Annotated in this window: 18 protein-coding genes; 8 read left to right on the plus strand and 10 right to left on the minus strand. The window is 45.3% G+C overall.

The window, feature by feature from the left end; genetic code table 11:
• Window positions 1–221 precede the first annotated feature (221 nt).
• From GFS24_RS11845 to GFS24_RS11855, 3 genes are all read right to left on the minus strand, one after another.
• Entirely contained in the window at window positions 222–1,826 is a 1,605-nt protein-coding gene (locus GFS24_RS11845; RefSeq protein ID WP_153659765.1) for a metallophosphoesterase family protein, read from the minus strand.
• A 108-nt stretch (window positions 1,827–1,934) separates the two neighbouring features.
• A complete protein-coding gene (locus GFS24_RS11850) occupies window positions 1,935–3,833 on the minus strand; it encodes a cytochrome-c peroxidase (protein WP_216647395.1) in 1,899 nt (632 codons plus the stop codon).
• A gap of 59 nt (window positions 3,834–3,892) precedes the next feature.
• Window positions 3,893–4,651, minus strand: a complete 759-nt coding sequence (locus GFS24_RS11855; RefSeq protein ID WP_153659766.1) for a hypothetical protein — start codon at window positions 4,649–4,651, stop codon at window positions 3,893–3,895.
• A 53-nt stretch (window positions 4,652–4,704) separates the two neighbouring features.
• Between GFS24_RS11855 and GFS24_RS11860 the strand changes: the two genes are divergently transcribed.
• Window positions 4,705–5,301, plus strand: a complete 597-nt coding sequence (locus GFS24_RS11860; protein WP_153659767.1) for a GNAT family N-acetyltransferase — start codon at window positions 4,705–4,707, stop codon at window positions 5,299–5,301.
• An 84-nt stretch (window positions 5,302–5,385) separates the two neighbouring features.
• Here GFS24_RS11860 and GFS24_RS11865 read toward each other — a convergent pair whose 3' ends face one another.
• From GFS24_RS11865 to cobA, 3 genes are all read right to left on the minus strand, one after another.
• The gene (locus GFS24_RS11865) at window positions 5,386–6,366 is read right to left on the minus strand and encodes a GlxA family transcriptional regulator (protein ID WP_153659768.1); all 981 of its coding nucleotides are present in this window, start codon (window positions 6,364–6,366) and stop codon (window positions 5,386–5,388) included.
• A gap of 91 nt (window positions 6,367–6,457) precedes the next feature.
• On the minus strand, window positions 6,458–7,147 hold the full coding sequence (locus tag GFS24_RS11870; protein WP_153659769.1) for a Crp/Fnr family transcriptional regulator: 690 nt from the start codon (window positions 7,145–7,147) through the stop codon (window positions 6,458–6,460).
• Complete coding sequence (gene cobA / locus GFS24_RS11875) at window positions 7,122–7,907, minus strand: uroporphyrinogen-III C-methyltransferase (protein ID WP_153659770.1); 786 nt, start codon at window positions 7,905–7,907, stop codon at window positions 7,122–7,124. Before cobA ends, GFS24_RS11870 begins: the two co-directional genes overlap by 26 nt.
• A gap of 199 nt (window positions 7,908–8,106) precedes the next feature.
• Between cobA and nirB the strand changes: the two genes are divergently transcribed.
• The 7 genes from nirB (at window position 8,107) to GFS24_RS11910 (ending at window position 19,032) form a co-directional block, all read left to right on the plus strand.
• Window positions 8,107–10,596: a nitrite reductase large subunit NirB gene (nirB, locus tag GFS24_RS11880; protein WP_153659771.1), complete on the plus strand. Its 2,490-nt coding sequence runs from the start codon at window positions 8,107–8,109 to the stop codon at window positions 10,594–10,596.
• A gap of 26 nt (window positions 10,597–10,622) precedes the next feature.
• Window positions 10,623–10,997, plus strand: coding sequence for a nitrite reductase small subunit NirD (gene nirD / locus GFS24_RS11885; protein ID WP_153659772.1), 375 nt, complete (start codon window positions 10,623–10,625; stop codon window positions 10,995–10,997).
• Window positions 10,998–11,077: 80 nt separating this feature from the next.
• A complete protein-coding gene (locus GFS24_RS11890; protein WP_153659773.1) occupies window positions 11,078–12,370 on the plus strand; it encodes an alginate export family protein in 1,293 nt (430 codons plus the stop codon).
• An 11-nt stretch (window positions 12,371–12,381) separates the two neighbouring features.
• A complete protein-coding gene (locus GFS24_RS11895) occupies window positions 12,382–13,680 on the plus strand; it encodes an MFS transporter (RefSeq protein ID WP_153659774.1) in 1,299 nt (432 codons plus the stop codon).
• A gap of 11 nt (window positions 13,681–13,691) precedes the next feature.
• A complete protein-coding gene (locus GFS24_RS11900; RefSeq protein WP_153659775.1) occupies window positions 13,692–17,207 on the plus strand; it encodes a nitrate reductase in 3,516 nt (1,171 codons plus the stop codon).
• Window positions 17,208–17,303: 96 nt separating this feature from the next.
• Entirely contained in the window at window positions 17,304–18,665 is a 1,362-nt protein-coding gene (locus tag GFS24_RS11905; RefSeq protein WP_153659776.1) for a rubredoxin, read from the plus strand.
• Window position 18,666: 1 nt separating this feature from the next.
• Entirely contained in the window at window positions 18,667–19,032 is a 366-nt protein-coding gene (locus tag GFS24_RS11910; RefSeq protein WP_153659777.1) for a hypothetical protein, read from the plus strand.
• A gap of 480 nt (window positions 19,033–19,512) precedes the next feature.
• On the opposite strand, the gene GFS24_RS11915 is transcribed toward GFS24_RS11910, so the two are convergent.
• The 4 genes from GFS24_RS11915 to GFS24_RS11930 form a co-directional block, all read right to left on the minus strand.
• The gene (locus GFS24_RS11915; protein WP_153659778.1) at window positions 19,513–20,604 is read right to left on the minus strand and encodes an amidohydrolase family protein; all 1,092 of its coding nucleotides are present in this window, start codon (window positions 20,602–20,604) and stop codon (window positions 19,513–19,515) included.
• A 61-nt stretch (window positions 20,605–20,665) separates the two neighbouring features.
• A complete protein-coding gene (locus GFS24_RS11920; protein WP_153659779.1) occupies window positions 20,666–22,012 on the minus strand; it encodes a thioredoxin family protein in 1,347 nt (448 codons plus the stop codon).
• A 105-nt stretch (window positions 22,013–22,117) separates the two neighbouring features.
• Window positions 22,118–23,752, minus strand: a complete 1,635-nt coding sequence (locus GFS24_RS11925) for a hypothetical protein (protein ID WP_153659780.1) — start codon at window positions 23,750–23,752, stop codon at window positions 22,118–22,120.
• Between the two features lie 9 nt (window positions 23,753–23,761).
• Window positions 23,762–24,583: a DUF4397 domain-containing protein gene (locus tag GFS24_RS11930; RefSeq protein ID WP_173003052.1), complete on the minus strand. Its 822-nt coding sequence runs from the start codon at window positions 24,581–24,583 to the stop codon at window positions 23,762–23,764.

Here is a 24,583-nt window from a genome sequence, read left to right on the forward strand (position 1 = left end):
TGATGTAAATCTACCTGTACTGTTTAACCAAATTATTACGGGGGTGTTAAGGGATCAATAATAAAAAATCCCGGTACACAATGTGTACCGGGATGCGTGTGAATCAAATATTAACTATACTATTAGAACAGTTCAGGTTTGTTTATTCAGAAAACGATCTTTCATTATCTGCTCAGAAAATATCTACGTATTACCCAATTTAGCAAACGCATGATCATTACTTATTTAGAAACATTCACGATGAAAGTATCTTTAATACAAGTGTAATTATCCTGCACCTCATACACCGTTTTACCGGCAGATGGCTTCACTGTAATACTTCTCTCCGCACTTTTACCTTTATTCCATTTATAAGTACCTGCAAAAGATGCAGTCAGTGTAGCGCTCTGCCCTTTCTTCAGGTTAATGGTAGTCGTTTTATTCACATCTTTCATCATCACAAAATGGTCCCTGATCTGGCCATCTGCGCAAAGCCATTTCAACTCCAGTTTATTACCATCCACTTCCACCATGGAAGCACCACCTGCTTCGTTATAAGAATAATAAAATGCATTATGCGGATAAGTAGCCTGGCGGCCACCTTGTGCACCAGCTGAACCAGTTACCACATAAACAGTACCTGCATTGGTCACAGGGTCTTTAATGTAAGGGCAGGAATTGTCTGATCCATCGTATAAAGCAGAAGAACCGCTCATGTTATGCGTGGCAGAATCAAAGGTCTCTTCCATACCATAATGCCCATGCATTAAACGGGAACGCTCATATACGTGACTGTGACCGCAAAGGATCAGATCCACGCCATAACGTTCCAGGATACGGATAAAGTTCTCACGGATCCTAACCAGTTCTCCTTCTTTATCAGAATTATGAGAGCCCATGGTATAAGGAGGATGATGCCAGTAAGCAACTACCCAGCCTCTGCGCGTATTCTTAAATGCTTCCAGGTCTTTTTTGATCCATTGTACCTGTGCGCCTAATGTATCATACATCCGGGTGCTGGCCATATCTTCCTTACCATAAGAATCCAGGGAAAGGAAATGCACATTCCCGATATCGAAAGAATAGAAAGCCTGTGTATTAGAAGCAACACCACCAGCTTCTCCATTAGTAGGCATAGAGAAGTTCTGATAGTAAGCAATGGCTTTACTGCCCTGGGAAGTAGCCTTGAAACGATACAGATCGTTGTAATCATGGTTACCCGGAGCCGGGAACAAAGGATATTTCTTCAGCAGGTTATCTTTATAGATGTTGAAGAACTTCTCCTGGAATTCAGGATCAGTACCGCTGGAATAAGCGTTATCACCCAACAGTATCCATGCATCCATTGGTTTATCTTCCAAATATTTAACAGCCTGATCCCTTACGGTCCGCTGATTGATAGAGTTGTTACCACAATCCCCGAACACACCAATACGTACTGGTCCTTCTGTACCCGGTACAGGCATGGTCACGAAATAGTTATCAGCATCCATTTGCAAGGTATCTCCGTTACCACCACCAATAGAATAATAATACTTTGTGCGTGGTTGCAGACCACTTACCTGTACTTTATGCTCAAAAGTAAGGATGGAATCTTCTGCCATCTTATCCAGTTGCCCTAAAGTAGTACCATAAGTAACCACACTTCTGGTCAGTGCGTTCGTTCTCCAGCGGATGATGATGCTTTTATCTGTAGCCACCTGTAAATAAGGGCCTCTCATCAGACCAGCCTGTAATACATTGGGCTTGCGTTCCTGTGGTTTGGGCTTTGGGGTTGTTGTTTCCTGTGCATTCACCTGTATACAGGTAAACACGCATAACAGCGCGAATAAAGATCTGATGCTCATGTTTATTAAAAAGTTTTAATCCTACGTAATTGCGCTGCCAAATTAGACGCTTCCTGCCGTTTGCTGTAACAAAGGCAGTTAACAAATCTTTAAGCAATTGTGAACACCCTATGGCAGCGAGTCTTCCAGTGCCCGCATAAAAGCAGTCACATCAGCTACCTCTTCCTTTGTCAACTGCAAAGGCACGGATGATAATGTTTGTGTGGGTGTAGCCAATCCGATACCACTTCCACCACCCTTGTTATAGAACTCCACCACATTCTCCAATGTGGTAAATGCCCCATTATGCATATAAGGCCCTGTCGCTGATACATTCCGCACAGTAGGTGTTTTAAATGCCTGCTCATAATACGAAATAGGGAATACATCAAAGCGGCCTTTATCATCATCTGCCAGCGGTTTTGCCAGGTCTTCGTTCTTTGGGGTACCGAGTACTTCCAACTCCGTGAGTTGGTACAAAGGCGGCACCAGTCCATTAAAGAGCGGTGCAAAGTGACAAGTGCCACATTGTGCCTTACCCATGAATAAATTAAAACCTCTTTTCTGTGCGGCATTCATCACCATCGTATCACCTCCCATATACTGATCAAAAGGGGAATTACGCGGATTCAGGGAACGCACAAAAGCAGCCAGTGCAACCGCTACTTTTTCTGCCTTCATACTGCTATCCGGAAATACCTGTTTAAACAGTACCGCATAAGCTGGTAGTGTTAAGACCTTTGCAATATCCCCATTCATTTCAGTCGGGTTGTGTATCACATCCAGCGCCTGTTCTTCCAAACTCTTTGTACGTCCTTCCCAGAACTGCCCATACTGGAATCCCGAATACAACAGAGAAGGTGCATTCCGTTTTACATGGGAATGCCCATCAAATGCAACACTGTTGGCCAGGCCATCCGTGAAATGTTTCTCCGGGCGATGGCAGGTAGCGCAGCTTATTTTATTATTGCCGGACAATGCCGTTTCATGAAAAAGCATTTTCCCTAACCGGATCAATGCAGCATTCACCGTGGTGCCGTAAGAAGCAAAAGCATCCTCAGCAATAAACTTATACAATCCAGGTGTGGCTGCAACACCGGATAAGGGGAAAGTTTCTATCGTATCAGTGGCAGCATTAGAAGGAAATGCATCTATATTGATAGCATCCTTACTGAACAGGTCTTCCGCATTATAATTCAATACACCACCCGTTGTATTATGCACCAGCTGCATATCCTTGATCATGTAACCAAAAGTCCTTTGCAAAGGCAAAGCATATAACTGCAGGAAACGTAAACGATCAAAGGTATCAAAGTCTTTACCCGCCTGCAGGAATTGCAGGCTCTTATCCAGGTAATAAGCCACACTGTCTGCATAACGCGCACGTTTATCCAGGTAAGGTGCCAGTACAACTTTCACGGCGTTCAGCGCTTCATAAGATTCAGGAATACCTGATTTCAATAATGGCGCATCAAACCCTGAAATACCCAATGTATAAATGCGGATCAGCTCTATGCGCAAACTTTCCAGTATCTGTTTATCATCTGCTGTAAATCCGTACAGCAGGGATAACAGATCTTCCGCAGAAGAATTGATCACATTCACCTGCTCCAGTAATTCCGATTTATGCTCCGCCACATCATCTTCATACAACAGGGCTTCCATCACCTGCATGCCTACAGGTTCCTGGTATTCCATATAAGGTTCTTCTATCTCTGTTTTAGCGGGACTGTTATAAATGAGGCTGGAGCTCTTTAAGAAATATTCAAGGAAGAATTCGATCTTTTTATACTGTAACCGGCAATTTTTTAATTGCTGCCGGGCCATGATAACACTGGCGGAATCATCTTTTTTGATGGCCTGAACAGCGGACTGCAAAGCCTCCGTAGCAACTGCAAAACCCTGCGCCCCCGACCGGAAATACTTCACCGTTGGTTCTAATCCTATGGATGAACCAGAGAAGGTGGTCAGGCTCATCAATACACAAAGACAAAAGCCTGGTAATAACAGTCGTTTTATCGTTACCATAACGCAAAAGTAGCTTTCCTGTCCGCAGCCTGTTATCTGTTCATCATAATTTAATATGATCAGGTTGGGATATTATAAGTATTCATCACTTCCTCAATATCATCAAAAGAAGGCCGGATAAAGCCAAAGGCCGGATTATCCAGGTCATGGATGATGCTCACAATGATCACACTCATGAAAACAAATATAAAAGACGTGATCCGGTAGCGGTTTCCATTGTTCTTACTGATATAACCGATCAATACACTCAGGCACATGGAGAAGAGGAACAACACCCAAAGGATCATCTTTGGCAGCGTGCGGTGATAAGAATGCATCAGCCTGTAATAAGTGGATTCCACCCGGTCCGTTTTAGCCATCAGGGTACTGATCCTGTCCCATTCTGCCGGATGCGCCGCCAGGTATTGCTGCATATGCTGGTCAAAATTGCTGTCCAGGCTGTCTATGCTCCGGACCCTTTCCACCACTTTTTCCCGGGTAGTGCCCACCGGCAGTTTAATGAACTGGTAAAGGTCCGTGTAATAAAGCCGCACCTGTTCATACACCGTATGATCGTAAACAGCGGACACCCTTAATATTTCAGAAATATCTGTGGTAATGGTTTGCACCATGTTGGATCTTTCATGCGACTGGGTGCCGGATTGCACCAAAGTAAAAGAAGTAAGCAAAGCGTAAAACCCTACAATACCATTCTCCACACCCAGCGGTTTCCAGGTATAACCTTTCTTCAATTGCCGGGCGGCTAGTCTGTTGCCCATAAAAACGCAAAGGATCAGCAGCAAGGGGTAGATAACTAAGTAGAAGATGTAGGATACCATAGTTGTTTTTTGCTCCTATGAAGATAATTATATAATCCTTACTTTTAAATAGCATGAAGAATACGATCAATGCCATCCTTCGTTTCCTCAATTCCCTCAGCAGGCCGTCAAAAGCCCGCAATATGCGCCTGCTGCGTGAACGGGGAGAAACACCAGGCTCCTTCCTGATCCGGGAAGCGGTAACAGAAGACGTACCCGCACTGGCCGTACTGCATGTGCAAACATGGAATGAAACTTATGGCACTCCCCGTTTCTCCAAATTGGGACTCCGCACACGTCAATGGCAGGAACAGTTTGCAGCAAAAGACGATAGCTGGTGCTGTTATGTTGTAGCAGATCCCAAAGGAAAACTGGTTGGCTTTGCAAAAGTGGCCCGTTATGCGCATGCAGACCTGAAAGACTACCATGGCCAGTTAGATAAGATCTACCTCTTAAAAGATTATCAACGTATTGGCCTGGGCCGCAAGCTGGCAGGATATTCAGCCCGCTGGCTCCTTGAAAGGAATATTTCTACGATGGTGTTATTTGGTGTCCCGCAAAATCCTACCTGTTATTTCCACGAGGCTTTAGGGGGTAAAAAGCTCATCAACAGTAAAGGCGGGTTTGATGGAGGGTATGGCTGGAAAGATATCAGTATCCTGGCTGGATAGCATAGTAAACTGTGGGCTACATAACCGGTATTATTCCTGTAAGTTATGGTCTGCATAATCTGTATTATTCCTGCAAGCCATGCGCTACATAGCCATCGCCTCTTTATTATATTTGTTCCTGTAATCGATCGGAGATAAACCTGTGATCTTTTTAAAGATCACCCTGAATGCTTTCGTATCCGCATATCCCACATCATTCATTACTTCCAGGATATTCTTCCGGCTGTTCTCAAAACTCTTCTTCGCCGATTCTATTTTTACCCGCTGCATATATTCTATCACCGTAATGGAGGTGGCCTTTTTAAATCTTCGCTCCAGACTTCTCCTGCCAAGAGAAAACATCCCCGCCAGCTGATCCACCGTAATCTTGTACTGGTAATTATTCTCAATGAATGCCTGTGCTTTTTTGATAGACTCATCATCATGATCCCGCTGCCCCATGAACATAGAAAAAGTGGCCTGGCTCTTACGGTCTATCTCTATCTCAAATACCTTAGCAGTGAGGATCGCCGTTTCCCTGTCCGTATATTTCTCTATGAAATGCAAAAGCAGGTTCAGGTAAGAATTAGCGCCACCGCTGGAATAGAGCCCCTGATCCTCCATCATGATCTTATCATCCACGAGTTTCACATCCGGGAACATATGCCTGAATTCATTAGCCCTGCCCCAATGCGTAGAACATTTCCTTCCTTTTAATAAACCCGTAGCAGCCAGCAGGAATGCACCCACACAAAGACTGGCAATCTCTGCGCCATTCTTATATTGTTGATTGATCCAGGGAATGAATTCCCTGTTCATCGCTATCGCTTTTTTAATATCACCCGTGAGTGCAGGAATAAATACCAGGTCTGTTTTTTTGACATCTTTCAACAGCAGATCCGTATGCACCGTGTACGACTTATCATGCAATAAAACTTCCTTCGTAAGTCCTACCAGGCTCACGTCGAAAGCAGCTTGTTTACCGGTTGCTTCCAGCAACTTATTTACCTCGGTGAAAATATAGCGTGGGTCATCTACACTGGCCAGCACAGCCTCGTTGGGAACTAAGATGGTGATGTGTTTCATGGAACTAAGGTAGGTAAAAGTGATGTCGCAAACACCCCCTTAGATTGACGGAATTGCACCGCCCCTGTTAAAGATCAAACAGGTAATTTTGCTAACCCGCCAGTGTTAATTGCCGTAGTTTTTCTTCGTTGGCAATGGCAATATCTTTGCCGGATAAGATGATCAGGTTTTCCTGGATCAGTTCATTTAACATCCTGAATGTGGTTTCATAAGTGGCGCCAATGTAAGAAGCAAGGTCCTGCCGGCTCAATGAAAAATCAATAAAACCGCCTTCATTACGGCCAAATTTATCGCGCAGCGCCAGTAAGGCATAAGCTATCCTTCCCTTCACCGGCATATGCGCCAGGTTGCGCATCCTCTTTTCTGACTCCTGCAATTCCCGCGCATAGAACATCATCATCTCATACATCAGGTCCTGGTTCACTTTCAGGGAAGCCTGGAAAAATTCCAGTTCAAAGAAACAAACAGTGGCCGCTTCCAGAACAGTAGCCGTAACAGGATATACCAATTCCGTTCCGATGCCCCGGTGCCCCACAATATCTCCTGCTTTTGCAAAACGTACGATCAGTTCTTTTTCTTCCCCCCAATGTTTATGCACTTTCACTTTTCCCGTATGGAGAAAGTAAACACCATTCACCGGATCTCCTTCCTTAAATAACTCTGCACCTTTCTTCAGCGCAAAGTTCTTCCGCTCATGCGTGATAGCCGGCTTCCATTCTTTTACACACAGTTTGCAAACGAGACAGGTTTGCAGGTCACATCCCTGCTTGTCTTTCTTCATATCTTTCTACCTTTTGCGATTGAACGAGGATATCTGGCAAAGCCTCCCGCCATCTCACCACTTCTCCTATTATTATGATGGCTGGATTTTCCAGCCCTGCATGTGCCGCTTTAAATATAATATCCCTCACCGTACCCGTCACCATTTTTTCTTCCGGGGTGGTACCATTTTGTATAATGGCCACCGGCATCGTGGCTTTACCGAAACTGCTGAACAGGTCCATGATCTCTCCTAACTTACTCATGGCCATTAAGATCACTACCGTGGCAGTGGATTGTGCAGCGAGTCGCAGGTCATCTGAAATACTGCCATGGCGGGTGGTACCTGTTGTGATCCAAAGACTTTCCGCTGTTCCTCTCAAGGTAAGCGGAATCATCTGACCAGCCGGAACAGCCAGTGCACTGGAAATACCGGGTACAATATTTACGGGTATCCCTGCGCGGGTAGCTGCTTCAATTTCCTCTGCCGCCCTGCCAAAAATGAAGGGGTCCCCTCCTTTCAGCCTTACCACATGCCCAAAAGCGAAAGCACTGCTGACGATCAATTCATTGATCTCCTGCTGGGATAAAGCATGGCAACCATATCGTTTGCCCACAAAACTCACCCGGGCATTCGCCCCCGCATATTCCAATAATGCCGGATTCACCAATGCATCATATAATATAACATCTGCCTCCCGGATGGTCCGGATAGCTTTTAAGGTGATCATTTCCGGATCTCCGGGTCCGGCACCTACTAAAGATAAGGATGGTTTAGGCATGCTTTGATATATTACATTAATATTTATATATTATATTTAACACTCATCATGCATAAAATTAAATCATTTTGGTGTATTTTTATGATATAAGTCAGATACACCATTACTTTTTTACGGTTTTTAAGCTAAAAGATATAATATTGATAATATAACTATATATCAGTATCCTCTTATTCCTGATCTTAAAAATCGCCCTCTAATGAAAATTGTAGTTATCGGTAATGGCATGGTAGGCTATAAATTTTGTGAAAAAATAGTCGAAAAAACCGGAGATACAGGCATAGAATTAGTGGTTTTTGGAGAAGAACCCCGCCCAGCTTACGATAGAGTGCATTTAAGTGAGTTTTTTGCCGGCAGATCTGCAGACGACCTCACAATGGCTCCGCTGGATTGGTATACTTCCCACAATATTACCCTCCATCTGGGAGATCCCATCAAAGAAATAGACACCCTTCATAAGATCGTCCACTCCCACCAGGGCATCAGTGAATCTTATGATTTCCTCATAATGGCTACCGGCTCTTCCGCATTTGTTCCTTCCATCCAGGGCGTAGACAAAAAAGGAGTTTTCATCTACCGCACCATTGAAGACCTGGAACTGATGTTGGATTTTGCTCCCAAAGCCAGAAAAGGAACAGTGATCGGTGGTGGGCTATTAGGCCTGGAAGCAGCCAAAGCATTATTAGATCTGGGCGTGGCGGAAACACATATTATTGAATTCGCCCCTCGCCTCATGCCCCGCCAGATAGATGATAAAGGTTCCTTTATCCTCCAGTCCAAACTGCAAAAGCTGGGTTTACAGATCCATACCAATAAGAACACCCGCGAAATACTGGGCGCGGATACCATCACCGGCCTTCAATTTACAGACGACACTATATTAGATACAGATATGCTGGTGATCTCTGCAGGTATCAAACCAAGAGATGAACTCGCAAAAGCTGCCGGACTCACTACCGGCCCCCGTGGTGGTATTGTTGTCAATGAACAGTTGCAAACTTCAGATCCTTCCATTTATGCTATCGGCGAATGCGCCTTATATAATGGTATGATCTATGGCCTCGTGGCGCCAGGATATGAAATGGCCGAAACAGCTGCTTCTCACATTCTCGGTCAGCATAAATCCTTTACGGGTTTTGACATGAGCACAAAACTGAAACTCATTGGCGTAGATGTAGCCAGCTTCGGCAATCCTTTCATTACACCGGAAGAAGGCAACAGCATTGTACTGGAAGATTCCATGAAAGGAGTGTATCAACGCATCAATATTTCTACCTGTGGTCAATATCTCTTAGGTGGCATCCTCATTGGAGATGCAGACGCTTATAATATGCTCCTGCAAACGAGCAAGAACAAAGTGATACTTCCGCCTAATCCCATCGACATCTTACTCGGCGCCAGGAATGGAACTGCCAGCACTGGTATCAACTTACCTGATGATGCCATCATCTGCAGTTGCGAAAGCATCAGCAAACTGGCCATCGCACAAGCTGTGGAAGGAGGTTACGAAACACTGGATGCCGTAAAGAAATGTACAAAAGCCGGCACCTGTTGTGGAGGATGTGTTCCCATGGTGAAAGATATCATCACGGCCACCATGAAAGCACAAGGCAAATACATCCGCAACGTAGTATGCGAACACTTCGCATATTCCCGCCAGGAACTACTGGACCTTGTTAAAGTAAAAGCCCTGAAATCTTTTGACGAAGTACTGGACCACTACGGCCATGGCGAAGGCTGCGAAACCTGCAAACCTGTTGTAAGCTCCATCCTCGCCAGTTTGTGGAATGAAATGATCCTCGATAAAGGCAATGACACCGCACAGGACTCCAACGACCGTTACCTCGCCAACATTCAGAAAGGTGGTACTTATTCTGTAGTACCCCGCATTCCCGGAGGAGAGATCACACCAGAAAAACTGATCGTTATCGGGCAGATCGCACACAAATATCATCTCTATACAAAGATCACCGGCGGCCAGCGCATTGATATGTTCGGCGCACATCTCAGCGATCTTCCCGCTATCTGGGAAGAATTAATTATAGCAGGTTTTGAAAGCGGCCATGCATACGGTAAAGCATTACGCACCGTTAAAAGTTGCGTAGGATCTACCTGGTGCCGCTTTGGTTTACACGACAGTGTAAGTTTTGCTATCCGCATAGAAGAAAGATATCGCGGCCTCCGTGCTCCGCACAAAATAAAATCTGCTGTATCCGGTTGCATCCGCGAATGCGCAGAAGCACAATCCAAAGACTTTGGCATTATTGCCACAGAGAGAGGCTGGAACCTTTATGTATGCGGCAACGGCGGCTCTAAACCACAACACGCATTATTGCTGGGCACTGACCTGGATGATGAAACCTGCATCCGTTATATAGACCGCTTCCTGATGTTCTACATCAAAACAGCAGATCCCCTCACCCGTACCGCTACCTGGCTCAACAAACTGGAAGGCGGCATTGATTACCTCCGCAATGTAGTACTGCACGACAGTTTAGGCATAGCCGAAAGCCTGGAAGCAGAAATGCAATTGCTGGTAGATAGTTATAAATGTGAGTGGAAGGAAGTAGTGGATAATCCACAACTCCGGAAACGTTTTAATCACTTCGTCAACGCACCGGAAGAAAAAGATCCGACAGTTAAGTTTGAAACCATGCGCAGTCAGAAGAAAGCTGCAGAATGGAAATAGATTTTTTACATCAAATCGCTACACATATGTCATCAACGCTCAGTACAACCGGCATCACCTGGTTCTTTGCCTGCAAAACAACAGACGTTCCTGCGAACGGTGGGGTTTGCATTAAGTACAAAGAAGAACAGATCGCCCTGTTCTATTTCACCCGCAGCGATGCCTGGTATGCCACACAGAATCTTTGTCCGCACAGGAAGCAAATGGCTTTAAGTCGTGGTATGACCGGTTCACATCAGGGAGAGCCAAAAGTAGCCTGCCCCTTTCACAAGAAAACATTTTCATTGGCAGATGGAAGATGTTTAACGGATGAGCACGAATGTTCCCTCACTACCTATCCGGTAAGAACGGAAGACGACCGTGTATACATTGGCATTAGCGAAAACGAAGAAGCGTATTAAAGCGAAACCCGGTAGCTGGCAGGCTATCCGGGCTTCTGAATTTTAATATGATTGGCTCACTTAAAATTTACCAAAGTTACATGAAAAAATTGTTCCTCAGCGGGGCATCCTGCATTTTCTTTGGCTCCTTCGTCTCCCTCGATTGTTCCGCTCAATTCACTGTGGGCGCGCAACTAAGAACCCGCACAGAACTGCGGGACGGCCAGGGAGCCCCTCTTCCCAAAGGTGCCAAACCAGCCCTCTTCACTTCTCAACGTACCCGGCTATCCGCAGGTTATACCACCTACCGGTTAAAACTGGGCCTCACTTTGCAGGACACAAGGGTCTGGGGACAGGACGCATCCACCATCAACAGAACCACCACCGCAGACAATAATGGATTCCTCCTGCACGAAACATGGGCTGAAATTTTACTAACAGACACCCTCATCAAAAACAAAAGCCTTTCTTTAAAAATAGGCCGGCAGGAATTAGTCTATGACGACAGCCGCCTGCTGGGCAATCTGGATTGGCTGCAACAAGGAAGAAGACATGATGCGGCTGTACTTAAATACAAACACAACAGCTGGAATTTCAACGCAGGCGGCGCATTTTCCCAAAATAAAGAAAATGCATCAGGCACTACTTACAATCCTGCCCCTCCGGGAAATTACCCCGCAAATACAAACGGCGCACCACAATACAAAAGCCTGGAATTCCTGCACATCAATAAACAAACCGGCAAAAGCAGTATATCATTGCTCTTCCTGGCAGATCAGTTTTCCAAATACAGTGTAGACAGTTTGCTGGTAAAGAAATGGGAAGCCGCCAGCTATAACCGCATCACCACAGGTTTGTATGCCAACATCCCCTTCTCAAAGAACAACATTACAGCAGCCGTATATTATCAGAAAGGAAAAAATGGAGAAGGAAAAGCAGTAGATGGTGCATTGTTCTCTGTAGCTTATCAGCGAAGTTTTACAACCAGCTTCAGCACAGAAGCCGGTGTGGATTTTACCACAGATACTTTCGATCCCCTCTATGGCACACCGCATAAATTCTGGGGCACGATGGACTACTTCTATGTGGCCAGCAAATTTGGTAACAATGGTCTGCAGGACTATTACCTGAAAGCAAAATTCCGTCAAAATACCAAATGGGCGATCAACGCAGACCTTCACCAGTTCTATAGTTCAAGTGGCCTCCAGTTTGGAACGGAAGCAGATCTCACACTGCAATACAACCTTACAAAAGCCATCGCTTTCGAAGGTGGTTACAGCTACTTTAACAGTACAGCGCAATTGGCCGCTGCTAAAAATGTGCCGGATGCACAGTACAACAATCACTGGGCTTACCTGATGATCAATATCCGGCCGGAAATATTTATCAAATAAAAACCTGACTAATGCTAAACAACAAACCTCTCGATAAATTACGCATCTTTTCACTGAAAGGCATTCAGATGCGAACGTTCCATATCACCTGGCTCATGTTCTTCGTCTGTTTCTTTGGCTGGTTTGGACTGGCGCCACTGATGCCCACTATCCGTGCAGACCTTGGATTATCCAAATCACAAATAGGCAATATCATCATCGCTTCTGTATCCAGCACTATCATTGCACGATTGATCATTGGCAGGTTATGCGATACCTGGGGGCCACGCAAAACTGCTGTGCGACTACTGATCTTTGGTTCAATCCCTGTGTTCCTGGTAGGACTGGCACATGATTACACCACCTTCCTCATCTTCCGTTTGGCTATTGGTACTATCGGTGCCTCTTTTGTGATCACACAATTCCATACTTCCATGATGTTTGCCCCTAACATCAAAGGCACTGCAAATGCAGTAACTGGTGGCTGGGGAAATCTGGGCGGTGGTATCACCAACATGGTGATGCCGCTCATCTTTGCAGCGATAGTAGGAATGGGTTACAGCGCAGGCATCTCCTGGCGTTTAGCCATGATCGTTCCCGGATTGATGATGATCGGTGTAGCGATACTTTATCACAAATACACAAAAGACACACCCAATGGCAATTATGATGAAATAGGATACAACGGTGCTAAACGTAAAACAGACTGGAAAATTCTGAAGGACTGGCGCATCTGGGCTTTGATGATGGCCTACGCCATGTGTTTTGGCATGGAGATCACTTTTGATAACGTGGCTTCTCTTCATTTCGTGGATACTTATCATTTATCACAAAGCAGCGCAGGGCTATGGGCTGGCGTGTTCGGATTGATGAACCTTTTTGCCCGGGCGCTCGGTGGTTTTGTATCTGACAGAGTGGGCGCCAAACAAGGTATGCGCGGGAAAGGTATCCTGCTGGCCTTAGTATTAGTGGCTGAAGGATTCGGACTGTTGCTGTTTGCAGGCGCACCATCACTTGGCCTGGCTATCGCAGCCATGCTGGGATTTGCATTGTTCCTGAAAATGGCAAATGGTGCTACGTATGGCATTGTTCCTTTTATTAATCAGGAGAATGTAGGATTGGTAAGCGGCATTGTGGGAGCAGGTGGAAACCTTGGCGGTATGCTGTTTGGCTTCCTGTTCAAATCAGAAAATATTTCCTACGAGCAGGCATTCACTTATATCGGTTACGCGGTGATTGCAACCGGCTTTATCGTACTGCTGACGAGGTTCAGTAAACAAACTGCTAATATCAGTGTACCGGCACATGCAAAACCGGTACTGGCTGATTAAATATTCTTTATATGCAGGCATCATTCAAAACCACCTGTTGCTATTGCGGAGTAGGCTGTGGCATAGTGGTTCACAAGGACAGACAAGGAAGATTAACAGTAGAAGGAGATAAAGATCATCCTGTGAACAGGGGCATGTTATGCTCCAAAGGAATGAACCTGCATTATACCGTAACAGATACTTCAGACCGTTTAACACATCCTGAAATGCGTTACAGTCGGAACAGCCCACGCCAAAGGGTTTCCTGGGATCAGGCGCTGGACCGCACGGCAGCAGTATTTAAAGCGATCATTGAAAAACATGGGCCGGATGCTGTAGCTTTTTATGCATCCGGCCAATGCCTGACAGAAGAATATTATGTAGTCAACAAGCTGATAAAAGGTTTTATTGGCAGCAACAATATCGATACCAATTCCCGGCTTTGCATGAGCAGTGCTGTGGCCGCTTATAAGATGGCCTTAGGAGAAGATGTAGTGCCCGGCACGTATGATGATATTGAACAAACAGATTGCATCTTTGTAGCCGGCGCTAATCCTGCATGGTGCCATCCCATTTTATGGCGCAGGATAGAAGCCGCCAAGGCAGCCAATCCACGGTTGAAGATCATCGTCAGTGATCCCCGCGTTACACAAAGTTGTGCCATGGCAGACCTTCATTTGCAACTGCTTCCCGGAACAGATATTGTATTACATCATGCCATCGGAAGACTATTGATAGAACAGGGAAAAGCAGATGCCCATTTCCTGCAGCAACATACAAATGGTTATGAGAAATACCGGGAGATGGTGATGCAGCGAAGCATTGCAGAAGCCGCTATCATCTGCGGCATACCGGATACTGCCATCTATGATGCCGTACATTACATCGGTGAAGCCAAGGGATTTATGACCATGTGGACGATGGGCCTGAACCAAAGTGTAGTAGGTGTACATAAAAACCTCAGCCTCATCAACCTTCACCTGATCACCGGAAAGATAGGCCAGCCGGGCAGCGGCCCTTTCTCTTTAACCGGCCAGCCCAATGCCATGGGCGGACGGGAAGTAGGTGGCTTATCTAATTTATTACCCGCCCACCGTGTACTGGATAATCCTGCACACCGGCTGGCAGTACAGGAATTTTGGGGTGGTGTTCCTCTATCAGACAAACCCGGCCTCACAGCCACGGAGATGTTTGAAGCATTACATGATGGTCGCTTGAAAGCCATCTGGATCATGTCCTCCAACCCTTTGGTAAGCCTGCCGGATGCACGTTTCATGGAAGCCGCATTAAAGAAAGCAAAGTTTGTAGTAGTACAGGAGATCTCCAATAAACCAGAAACACTGGCTTATGCAGATGTGATCTTACCTGCTGCAGCCTGGGCAGAAAAAGAAGGCACCATGACCAATGCAGAACGCCGCATCAGTTACCTCAATAAAATAACAGATGCTCCCGGCGAAGCATTACCGGATGCAGAGATCCTCTGCCGTTTTGCACAAAAGATGGGGTTTAAAGGTTTTGATTATGCCAATGCGGGAGAGATCTACAATGAACATTGCCGGCTGACAGCAGGTACCAATATTGATATCAGCGGCCTGAGCTATCAACTGCTACAGGAAAAACGCAGTGTACAATGGCCTTACCCTGAGGGGGCTAAAAGTCATGGTACATCCCGGTTATTTACAGATCATTCCTTTTATACCCCTAATAAAAAAGCCAACATCCATTCCTTTGATGATGAAAATAATTCTGAGCCATTAAGTGACGACTATCCGCTGATCCTTACCACCGGACGTATACGAGATCAGTGGCATACCATGAGTAAAACGGGAAAGGTGAGCAAACTGAAACAACACATTGCTTCTTCTTTCTTAGAAATACATCCCGAAGATGCCCGACAGCGGAACATCCGGCAGGATGATCTGGTAGAGATAAAAAATGAAAGAGGTACTGTGCGTGTAAAAGCACAACTCTGTACCACCATCAAAAAAGGAGTAGTCTTCCTTCCCATGCATTGGGGAAAAATATTAAACAGTGACCTTAATCGTGCTAATAACCTAACTAATAATCTCGTAGATCCGATCTCGAAACAACCTGATCTGAAATACGCTGCTGTACAGGTATTGCGTTATGAAAAACCCTTCCAGAAGATCATAGTCATAGGTGCCGGAGCCGGTGCCTATGGCTTTGTGAAAACTTATCGCACACTGAACACCAAAGATGAAATAGTAGTATTCAGCAAAGAAGACCAACCCTTCTATAACCGCGTGATGCTCCCCGATTATATCAGTGGCACCCAGCAGTGGGCACAGCTGGTAAAGATGACTGATGCGGAAGAAGCGCTTTTTAATATCACACTGCACAGAGGTGTGAGCATAGAAAAGATCAACAGGGAAGAAAAATGTATTACAGACAGCCTGGGAAATGTACACACCTATGATGTACTGATCATGGGCACTGGTAGTCGGGCTGCTACTTTGAAAGATGTACCCAAACTGAAAGGAATCTTTACGATGCGCAGCCGCAGGGATGCAGATGCCTTTGTGCAACATGTTGATCCATCCAAAGGGAAGATCATCATTGTAGGTGGTGGATTGTTAGGCATTGAACTTGCCGCCTCGCTAAGAGAGATGAATATTGATGTGGGTGTCATACAACGTACCTCCCGTCTGATGGACAGGCAACTGGATACCCTGGGTGCACAGCTTTTATCTGAAGAATTAAAAGACCGGGATATTGATATCTACTTCAATGATGAGATAGAGCAGTTCACCGGTTTAAAAAAGGTGGAAGGAATCCGGTTGAAGAGCGGCCGTAATATTGCCTGTCAGGCTGTGGTAATGTCTATTGGCACAGTACCTAATATTGAACTGGCGCAGGCTTGTCAGCTTTCCTGCAATCGTGGTGTGATCGTGAATGAATACCTGCTCACCAGCGATCCTTCCATTTATGCCATTGGTGAAATTGCTGCTTATGAAGGTACACTCTATGGCATTACTGCAGCCGCAGAACAACAGGCCGCTATTGTAGCCCGTCATATGAATGGGGATATCACCGGCTATTACGAAGGTTCCCTTTTCATGAACATCCTTAAAATGCATGGCATGGAACTTTGTTCGCTGGGTATGGTGGAAACACCATCTGATCCGGCTTATGAAGAGGTGGTGTTCATTGATAAATCCAGGAGGTTCTATAAAAAATGTATCATCCATAATGATCGTTTGGTAGGCGCAATCCTCATTGGTGATAAATCTGAATTCCCGGAATTCAGAGACCTTATACAACAGAAGATCGAACTATCAGATAAAAGGCTGGAGCTGCTTCGTTCCGGTAAAAAGGCAGCGCCGGTATTAGGGAAACTGGTATGCTCCTGTGGAAATGTGGGTGAAGGTAATATCTGTGAGAAGATCAAAGAAGGGTTTACTTCGCTGGATGAACTTTGCAAAGCCAGTGGCGCAGGGTTGGGTTGTGGGAGTTGCAAACCGGAAGTGAAACAACTGCTGGAAAAGAATAAAGTAAAAAGACCTTTACAACAGGAAGAACTCGTGTAACAAGTAGCAACCAAAAAATAAAAAATCTTTACCAGGAACTCGTGTAACAAATACCTACAAAAAAATAAAAAACCTTTACCAGGAACTCGTGTAACCATGGCCAGACTATCAAACATCTACAGTATCAATTTCACCGGAGGTATCATCTCCCCCGGTTACCTGCAGGAAGTGCTGGAGATAGCCACTGCCGCACAGGTTACGCAAGTCCGTTTCGGTCTCCGGCAACAACTCTATGTAGAAGTGCAGAACAAACACTGCAAACAGTTTGAAGCTGCCTGCAAAGAAATCTCTGTCACCCCTAATATCAGCAGTTCTTACGCCGCCACAGATATTTTCATCCCGGATTCCTGGTTAACAGAAGGTATCTACAAAGATATCTTCGACATGTTCGAGACACCACCGAAAGCAAAGATCAATATCTGCGATAGCCGACAAACCTTCGTTCCCTTTTTCACCGGGCACATCAACTGGATCGCCTCCGCACATGCACATCACTGGTATTTATATATCCGCCTCCCAGGCCAACAAACTACTTATTGCTGGCCGGAGTTAATTTACACCAACAGTATCGCACAAGTCAGCAAATTCCTGGAAAACCACATGGATCGCATTCCTGAAAAGCTCTGCGAATACATTGGCCGCCCAAAAGATAAAGAACTGGAATTACCCGTATTCCATCTCCCCTATTACGAAGGGTTCAATAAATACAACGACCGTTACTGGCTGGGCATCTACCGCAGGGATGAAGAATTCTCCGTAGCCTTCCTGAAAGACATCTGCTCCATCTGCCTGGAAACCGGCGTAGGGCAGCTATACGCCACCTCCTGGAAATCCATCATCATCCGGGACATCGATCCAACACACCGCCGCCTCTGGGATTATGTGTTAGGAAAACATGGCATCAACGTACGCCATGCCGCCAATGAACTAAACTGGCAGATAGCAGACAACTGTGAAGACAGCCTCATCCTCAAAAGACATATCATCCGCCACTTCGACACAGCAGACGTACGTACTTACGGACTCTGCTTCAGCATCCGCATGCAACCCGGGAATAGTCATTTCGGAGCCATCGTGATCCGCAAACAGGAAAATAAATACAACAGCAAACTAAAGTACATGCAGCGGTTCGACATCCTTTACACCGCTGATTTCAACCCCAATTCCAGCACGCTGGTTCTTTTCCGCGATAATGTCACCAAAGAACATCTTGGCCCATATATCGTATCTTTGTGTAAGCATTATTACGAGAAGGGAAGTGAATGGGATGTATTACAGCAATACGTGGCAGAGCAGCAAACAGCTCCGGTGAACAACCTTCCTGAAAAAACAGTATTGCAATGTCCTTGCTGTTTGAGCATTTATGAGGAAGGACAGGGAGAAGAATGTTATATCTGCGATACAGCTATCAGCGAGTTTAAAGAAGTACCACTCAGTACATTAATTCAAACTACTTAACATGAAGATCAGGATAAGGGGAAATAGTATCCGTTACAGGCTGGATAAACTGGATATCCAGGCATTAAAAGAAAACGGCAAGGTAGAAGAAGAAACCCACATTGGCCCCTCAAGCCTCCACTTCTGCATCCGCATCAGCGACAAACAGAAAGTTAAACTGGAAGGCAGCGCTGTGCACATGAGCATCCTTGCAGAAAAAGCTGCGGAATGGATAGATACAGACCAGGTAGGGATTCAGTTTGAACAACAAAACCCGGATAACAGCGTCTTAAAGATATTGATCGAAAAGGATTTCAAGTGCCTCACCGAAAGGGAGGAAGATGACAGCAGTGCTTTTGAGAATCCCCTGGCGCAGCATGATTGCTAAAAAGGGCTACGAAGGTTCGCCTGCGGCGGGCCTTTTTTATTATTAGAATATGGGCGCAGGCTACGCCTGCCCCTGCATAAAAAAGAACTGCTGCTTCATCTGCACATAACTCCTAAAAAGATTTCGCCTGCGGTGGGCTTTATCTGTACATAACCACCTGCACATAACCCCTAAAAGAGTTCGCCTGCGCCGGACTTTATCCGTACATAACCATCTGCACTAATTCCTAAAAGAGTTCGCCTGCGGCGGGCTTTATCTGTGCATAACCATCTGCGCATAAATAAAAAACACCCTTCGCTGCTCCATCTGCACATAACCCCTAAAGAGGTTTCGCCTGCGGCGGGCTTTATCTGTACATAACCTCCTGCATATAACTCCTAAAAGAGTTCGCCTGCGGCGGGTTTTAATTTATCAAAAAGAATCTCCTTCCTAAAATAAAAAAAACCTCCGCCCTCTGCTGCGCGGCAAACCCACAGCATTTTATTCAAACAAACTCTTATCAATCGCGGGAATCAGCTTCAACGCATTCTTATAATACACCTTCTTCAAAATATCATCCGGCAAATTCATACCGTACATTCTCCAGAAAGCATGATACTTCTTATGATATGGAAAGTACTCATCCGCAGTTTCCAACACCCGGAAATAAGTAGTATACTCTTCCGGCTCCCAGGAATCTTTACCAAAGAGGATCCTATCCTGGTACTTCTCAAAAAACTGCCGCGCCATTTTAGGCTGCCTCCCCAACTCTGCAATCACCGCCCCAAATTCCACATACATATGCGGGATCTCATCCATTAACTTACTGAGTTTACCGAGGTCATTCGCATACCAGCCAAAGTGCGCATTGATGAACTTAGTACCCGGATGTTTTTTAAACATACGATGCTCTTCTTCAATGATCTGCTCCCAGGGAACAGGATTATCCGGTCCTCTCCTACGGCCCGGGTGTGTTACTATTTCCAGCCAGCGCTCATTGTCTTTATCTACAGGGTCCCAGAAAGGTTTAGGATCAGCTGCATGGATCAGTACAGGTATTTTTAATTCTCCCGCTTTCTTCCAGATGGCATCCAGCCGAGGATCATCAACAGCTACCCGTTTACCTGCATTATCTTTCACACTGAGGCCCAGGCTTTTGAAGACTTTCAATCCATTAGCCCCATTACGTACATCTTCCGCCAATTGCGCAGCTGCCTTTTCAGACCAACCGGGTTCTCCGATCCCACCAAAACTAATATTGGCAAATATGATGAAACGTTTAGGCGCATTCGCTTTCACATTATCTGTTTGGCGTTTTAAACCAGCGCCATTACCACCACTTAAATTCACCATCACCTTCATGTTCAGCGCATCCATATCTTTCAGAATTCCACTGAGATTCCCGGACCCCAGTCCATTCTGATGATTATGCACATCAATGAAAGGGAATTTAGCTTTGGTAAGTTTATGTTCCGGTACTACGAGCGTAGATTTCGGCTCATATTCCTCGAAGCCCATGGAAGATCTTTCCTGGGCGCAGAGCAAACCCGCGTAGGGCAGGAGGGTACAAATAAGGGTATAGAATTTCCACATAACGTATAAGATAGTAAACTAATAAATATGGAGAAAGGACGAAATGATGAGCGGCAATAAGCTATAGCTTTTTCAGCGCAAGCTCATATACCTGGATGGTCATTTCCGGTGCGCCCTGGTCATATGCAATCTGGATGGCAGACTCCATCGTGCTCACAGCTTCCCTCTTCAAGCCCACTTTTGAATACAGCCCTGCGAGCACCGCATAATAGGAATAGTTGTCCGGTTCCATATTCACTGATATCGCCGCCCACTTGCAGGCCTTTTGCAGATCTTCTTTCTGTTTGGCATGCTGCAGAAAGATCTCCGCCGTTCTGTTCATGCCACCAGCCACATACCGCGAATAGCTGTTACGCCAGGTAAGCTTCACCTGGGGAAAATCAGGAACCGTTGTACTATCCATGATACCGGAAGTATAGAGGGCCATGTCATTCTCATACTGCTGCTGATCTCTGCGGGCCATTTCTTTTTCGCCTATGCGGCAGGTGCTATCCATAAATGCCGAAGCTCTTGTTATTACCTGATCCATTTGTCCTGTGGTCAGATAATACTGGTTCTCGAAAAGAAAAATAGCATAAGGATATTTCAGGGGCGGATCTTCAACCCTACTACTGGCTGCCAGTGTTTGCTGGAATAACCTCTCATCCTTTGTCGCGATGGCTTTCGAATAAGAATTGAGCACCACATTACCCAGTGTGGCAGAAAGGAGTGGTGTAAAGCCGCTGTAAAAGGATTGATTGGAAATGATATAATGGAATACGGGTGACTTTACTGTTGCGATGGCTTTTAAGAGGTAACCGGCAATGAGCGTATCTTTTAATTCCGCTGGCGTTAGCTGGCTAAAAAAGTGGTCCACCACTTTGTCGATGGTATCCTCCGGCATTTCAAAAAGAGCAAGTTTGTTGATATAATCCATCAGGAACAACTTATCGTTTTTCCGGCTTTCATAAGTTGCCTGGTAAACCAGCATCGTTTCTTTTGCTTTGTATAAGTATAAAGCAGTATCTGCCATTTTAAGGAACCAATCGGGGTTGTCATTGTATCCGCCACCTCTGTACACCACATCACCATTGCCGTCTATATAGAGATAGGTAGGATACCCCTTCACCTGGTATTTCCTTCCAAAGGAAACACCTTCTCTCCCTTCCGCATCCAATTGGTAATTGATGAAATGGTTGTTATATTTCTCCCCCACTACCTTTAGCGGGTAGATCTCCTGTTCCATTTTTTTACAGGGTATGCTCCAGCCTGCATATACATCTACAAAGATCAGTTTTTTACTTTCCTTAGCTTCCGCCAGTGCCTTCTTCCAGTTACCATTAAAAAAACGGATGCCATCCTTCTGCGCTTGTGCAGAAAGTGTAAAGAAGAATAACAAACAGCCTGTTACAATTTTGAATTTTGTCATGTTAAACGCTAAGGGTAAAATAAAGGTATAGAATTTCCTCACATAAAAAAAGGCCACCCGTTATGGATGGCCCTCTTCTCACAGATATACGGGATAAAGGTTGTGTTACGGTTTTCTAATTACTATTATCTCAGGACTCCCTTCTGCAGTGCTTGAAGGATCATACCAGCTGTATTCACGACTTCTCATCAAATACACACGCCCTGCGGCATCCAACCCTATGAACCGGCATCTGTCCGTTACGTTTTCTACGTATCCGAAACTCACATACCTGGCCTGCCCGGTAAGTTTATTTTGTTCTGGTTTATAGTCATCAGTTCTCCCGCTGTAACCAATTTCTAATCCTGCATAAGCGTAAACAACAGCCGTTTCAGGATTAATGGAACCTATGGTAGGGCCACCAACCTTCAGTAATTCCCTGTTAGATAGCGCCATGAAATCTCCTTTCCTGGGATAATCGAAATAAAGAAGACCCCGTTGCAGGGAAAATTTGAATGCAGGAATAGGCTCGGAAGATGAATACGCATAATTTACCGATGCATCTGTGTACACAACAGCTTCCTTATTATCCAGGTCATATAACATGAGGCCGGTACTGGGAGGATAGCTGCTTGTATGCTCATGCGAAATGAAGGCATTTAATCCGTCCTGCGTATAACATGCAAACTTCTCATATTTCATTCCCCCCGAGCCATTTCCAGACGGGCTCTCCAGCAATGGTGCCACTGTTCCGTCAGCAGCCATCCTGGCGGTATAAGAAGTTTTATTATCACCATGTTCGTTATCGAATAACAGCCTGTTCTTCGCATCTACTTTTAAATTCTTTGCATACAGCTGTACGTTTTCAATGGTGCCTCTGTAAATAAGTACAGCAGGGTTTTTCTGGTTTTCATATGCGCTAAACTGATAATCCGTATATGTTGTTCGGTTCAGAACGGTTATTGCCCTGGTAGCAAGATCCATTTTTAAGAGGAAAGCAGCTCCTCTGAAATCATCCGTGGCAGCCGGCAACTCCGCAACCAGGGAAATATAGAGAAGGGTATTATCCGGGTCCGGCGCTGCTCCCAGGAATTGCAATACATTCACCGGTGTTTCACCGATCATTAACAGGTCTTCTTTTTTAAGGATCGTTTCATAACTACCGGCCCTGAACCGGAAAATGTCATGTGTACTGGCCATGAATACTGTGCCATCCTTTGTTACTTCCATGCATTGTTCAAAAAAGGGAAGGCTTAGATAACTATACCGTTCCTTAAACCCTGGCATGCTCACATCAAATAATTGTTGTACGATCAACGTGGTATCCTGCCGTGAATTGGTTGGCTGCTGCGTAAGGATGGTAATGGCGGGGCCTTTCTGCATCCGCCCTTTGCAACTCACCGTGAGGTCTTGTGGCCCGGACCCCATGTCTGCCGTTACCACAAAGCGGACAATATCAAATACATAATCCGCCTTTGTCAGGTAATACCTGTAATCTACTTTCGAATGATGTACAAGTATCGCTTTTGCATTCCCAAAAGTGATCACCCCACCCTGGTCTATATTCAACCTACCCGCCAGCGTTATGGTATCACCTACCATCACTACTGTAGGATAAACCACTGAAGTGCCATCCGGGAGCGAAAAAGATTGCGTTGAAATACTGGGCTGATCGTATTGATCACGAAGATCGTTATCTACTTTATTGCAGGAAATAAAACTGCAAAAAAGTAATATGGCTATTATATTAAACCGGATCATATCAATAAATTATTTGTTTCTGAGAAAGGATAAACGAAAATCTGCTTCAACATAAATGGGATCGAAATGACTCTCCACATAGCCATTCATCACCATGGTATAACTATGCCCTTTTGCGCCGATCAATGCACCTTTGGCAATAAAACCGGATGTATCAGATTTGCTGCTTACCTGTACACGGTAAATAGTACTGGTAACACTATCTGGCATGGTAAATGACAGGAAACCGGTAGCATCACGGAAACCCAGCGTATCCTTCCCTAACCATTGCCCATTCACTTTCACCATCAGTTCCCCCGCATCCGGGCTGGTATGCACCATCCGTAATTGTACCTGGTTAGCAGCAGGTTTTGAATCATCATGGAGTACCATCGTAGCATACTCACCCAAACTATCCATCAGGAAAACCGTGGTGTTTTCTCCGGCATCAAGCACAACATCCGTTTTCACCGCAAGTGTGCTATCCGTTTTCAGAAAAGAGATCTGTTGTATGCCGGACCGTACCCGCATATAGGTCAACCACGGCGGCGTTACCTGTGAAAATCCATACATGGGAAACATCTGCTGTCCGCCTGTGCTCATAGCAAAAAAAGGCAGTGTTTTCCCATCTGCGCCCGCAGCACTGTCTGGCTTGTGATTTTTATCCGTTGTATTCAGCAGGATAAGTGCAGGTTGCTGCACATTAAGGGGATTCTTCTGTTCCAGTTCCACGCGTAATAACTGGGAAGCATTGTAAAATGCCAGCCCTCCATTTTCTACTGTTGTAAATTCCGGGTCCTTGTTGCAGGCCCACAACAAAAGCACAAAAGCTGTTAATATCTTAATTTTCAT

Origin of the sequence: Chitinophaga sp. SYP-B3965 (genome assembly GCF_009647655.1) — a bacterium.
Taxonomy (GTDB): Bacteria; Bacteroidota; Bacteroidia; order Chitinophagales; family Chitinophagaceae; genus Chitinophaga.

What these genes read in the sequence shown, in the direction of transcription:
- GFS24_RS11845 (WP_153659765.1), bottom strand. Translation starts at nt 1,826, where the DNA reads ATGAGCATCAGATCTTTATTCGCGCTGTTATGCGTGTTTACCTGTATA.
- GFS24_RS11850 (WP_216647395.1), bottom strand. Translation starts at nt 3,833, where the DNA reads ATGGTAACGATAAAACGACTGTTATTACCAGGCTTTTGTCTTTGTGTA.
- GFS24_RS11855 (WP_153659766.1), bottom strand. Translation starts at nt 4,651, where the DNA reads ATGGTATCCTACATCTTCTACTTAGTTATCTACCCCTTGCTGCTGATC.
- GFS24_RS11860 (WP_153659767.1), top strand. Translation starts at nt 4,705, where the DNA reads ATGAAGAATACGATCAATGCCATCCTTCGTTTCCTCAATTCCCTCAGC.
- GFS24_RS11865 (WP_153659768.1), bottom strand. Translation starts at nt 6,366, where the DNA reads ATGAAACACATCACCATCTTAGTTCCCAACGAGGCTGTGCTGGCCAGT.
- GFS24_RS11870 (WP_153659769.1), bottom strand. Translation starts at nt 7,147, where the DNA reads ATGAAGAAAGACAAGCAGGGATGTGACCTGCAAACCTGTCTCGTTTGC.
- cobA (WP_153659770.1), bottom strand. Translation starts at nt 7,907, where the DNA reads ATGCCTAAACCATCCTTATCTTTAGTAGGTGCCGGACCCGGAGATCCG.
- nirB (WP_153659771.1), top strand. Translation starts at nt 8,107, where the DNA reads ATGAAAATTGTAGTTATCGGTAATGGCATGGTAGGCTATAAATTTTGT.
- nirD (WP_153659772.1), top strand. Translation starts at nt 10,623, where the DNA reads ATGTCATCAACGCTCAGTACAACCGGCATCACCTGGTTCTTTGCCTGC.
- GFS24_RS11890 (WP_153659773.1), top strand. Translation starts at nt 11,078, where the DNA reads ATGAAAAAATTGTTCCTCAGCGGGGCATCCTGCATTTTCTTTGGCTCC.
- GFS24_RS11895 (WP_153659774.1), top strand. Translation starts at nt 12,382, where the DNA reads ATGCTAAACAACAAACCTCTCGATAAATTACGCATCTTTTCACTGAAA.
- GFS24_RS11900 (WP_153659775.1), top strand. Translation starts at nt 13,692, where the DNA reads ATGCAGGCATCATTCAAAACCACCTGTTGCTATTGCGGAGTAGGCTGT.
- GFS24_RS11905 (WP_153659776.1), top strand. Translation starts at nt 17,304, where the DNA reads ATGGCCAGACTATCAAACATCTACAGTATCAATTTCACCGGAGGTATC.
- GFS24_RS11910 (WP_153659777.1), top strand. Translation starts at nt 18,667, where the DNA reads ATGAAGATCAGGATAAGGGGAAATAGTATCCGTTACAGGCTGGATAAA.
- GFS24_RS11915 (WP_153659778.1), bottom strand. Translation starts at nt 20,604, where the DNA reads ATGTGGAAATTCTATACCCTTATTTGTACCCTCCTGCCCTACGCGGGT.
- GFS24_RS11920 (WP_153659779.1), bottom strand. Translation starts at nt 22,012, where the DNA reads ATGACAAAATTCAAAATTGTAACAGGCTGTTTGTTATTCTTCTTTACA.
- GFS24_RS11925 (WP_153659780.1), bottom strand. Translation starts at nt 23,752, where the DNA reads ATGATCCGGTTTAATATAATAGCCATATTACTTTTTTGCAGTTTTATT.
- GFS24_RS11930 (WP_173003052.1), bottom strand. Translation starts at nt 24,583, where the DNA reads ATGAAAATTAAGATATTAACAGCTTTTGTGCTTTTGTTGTGGGCCTGC.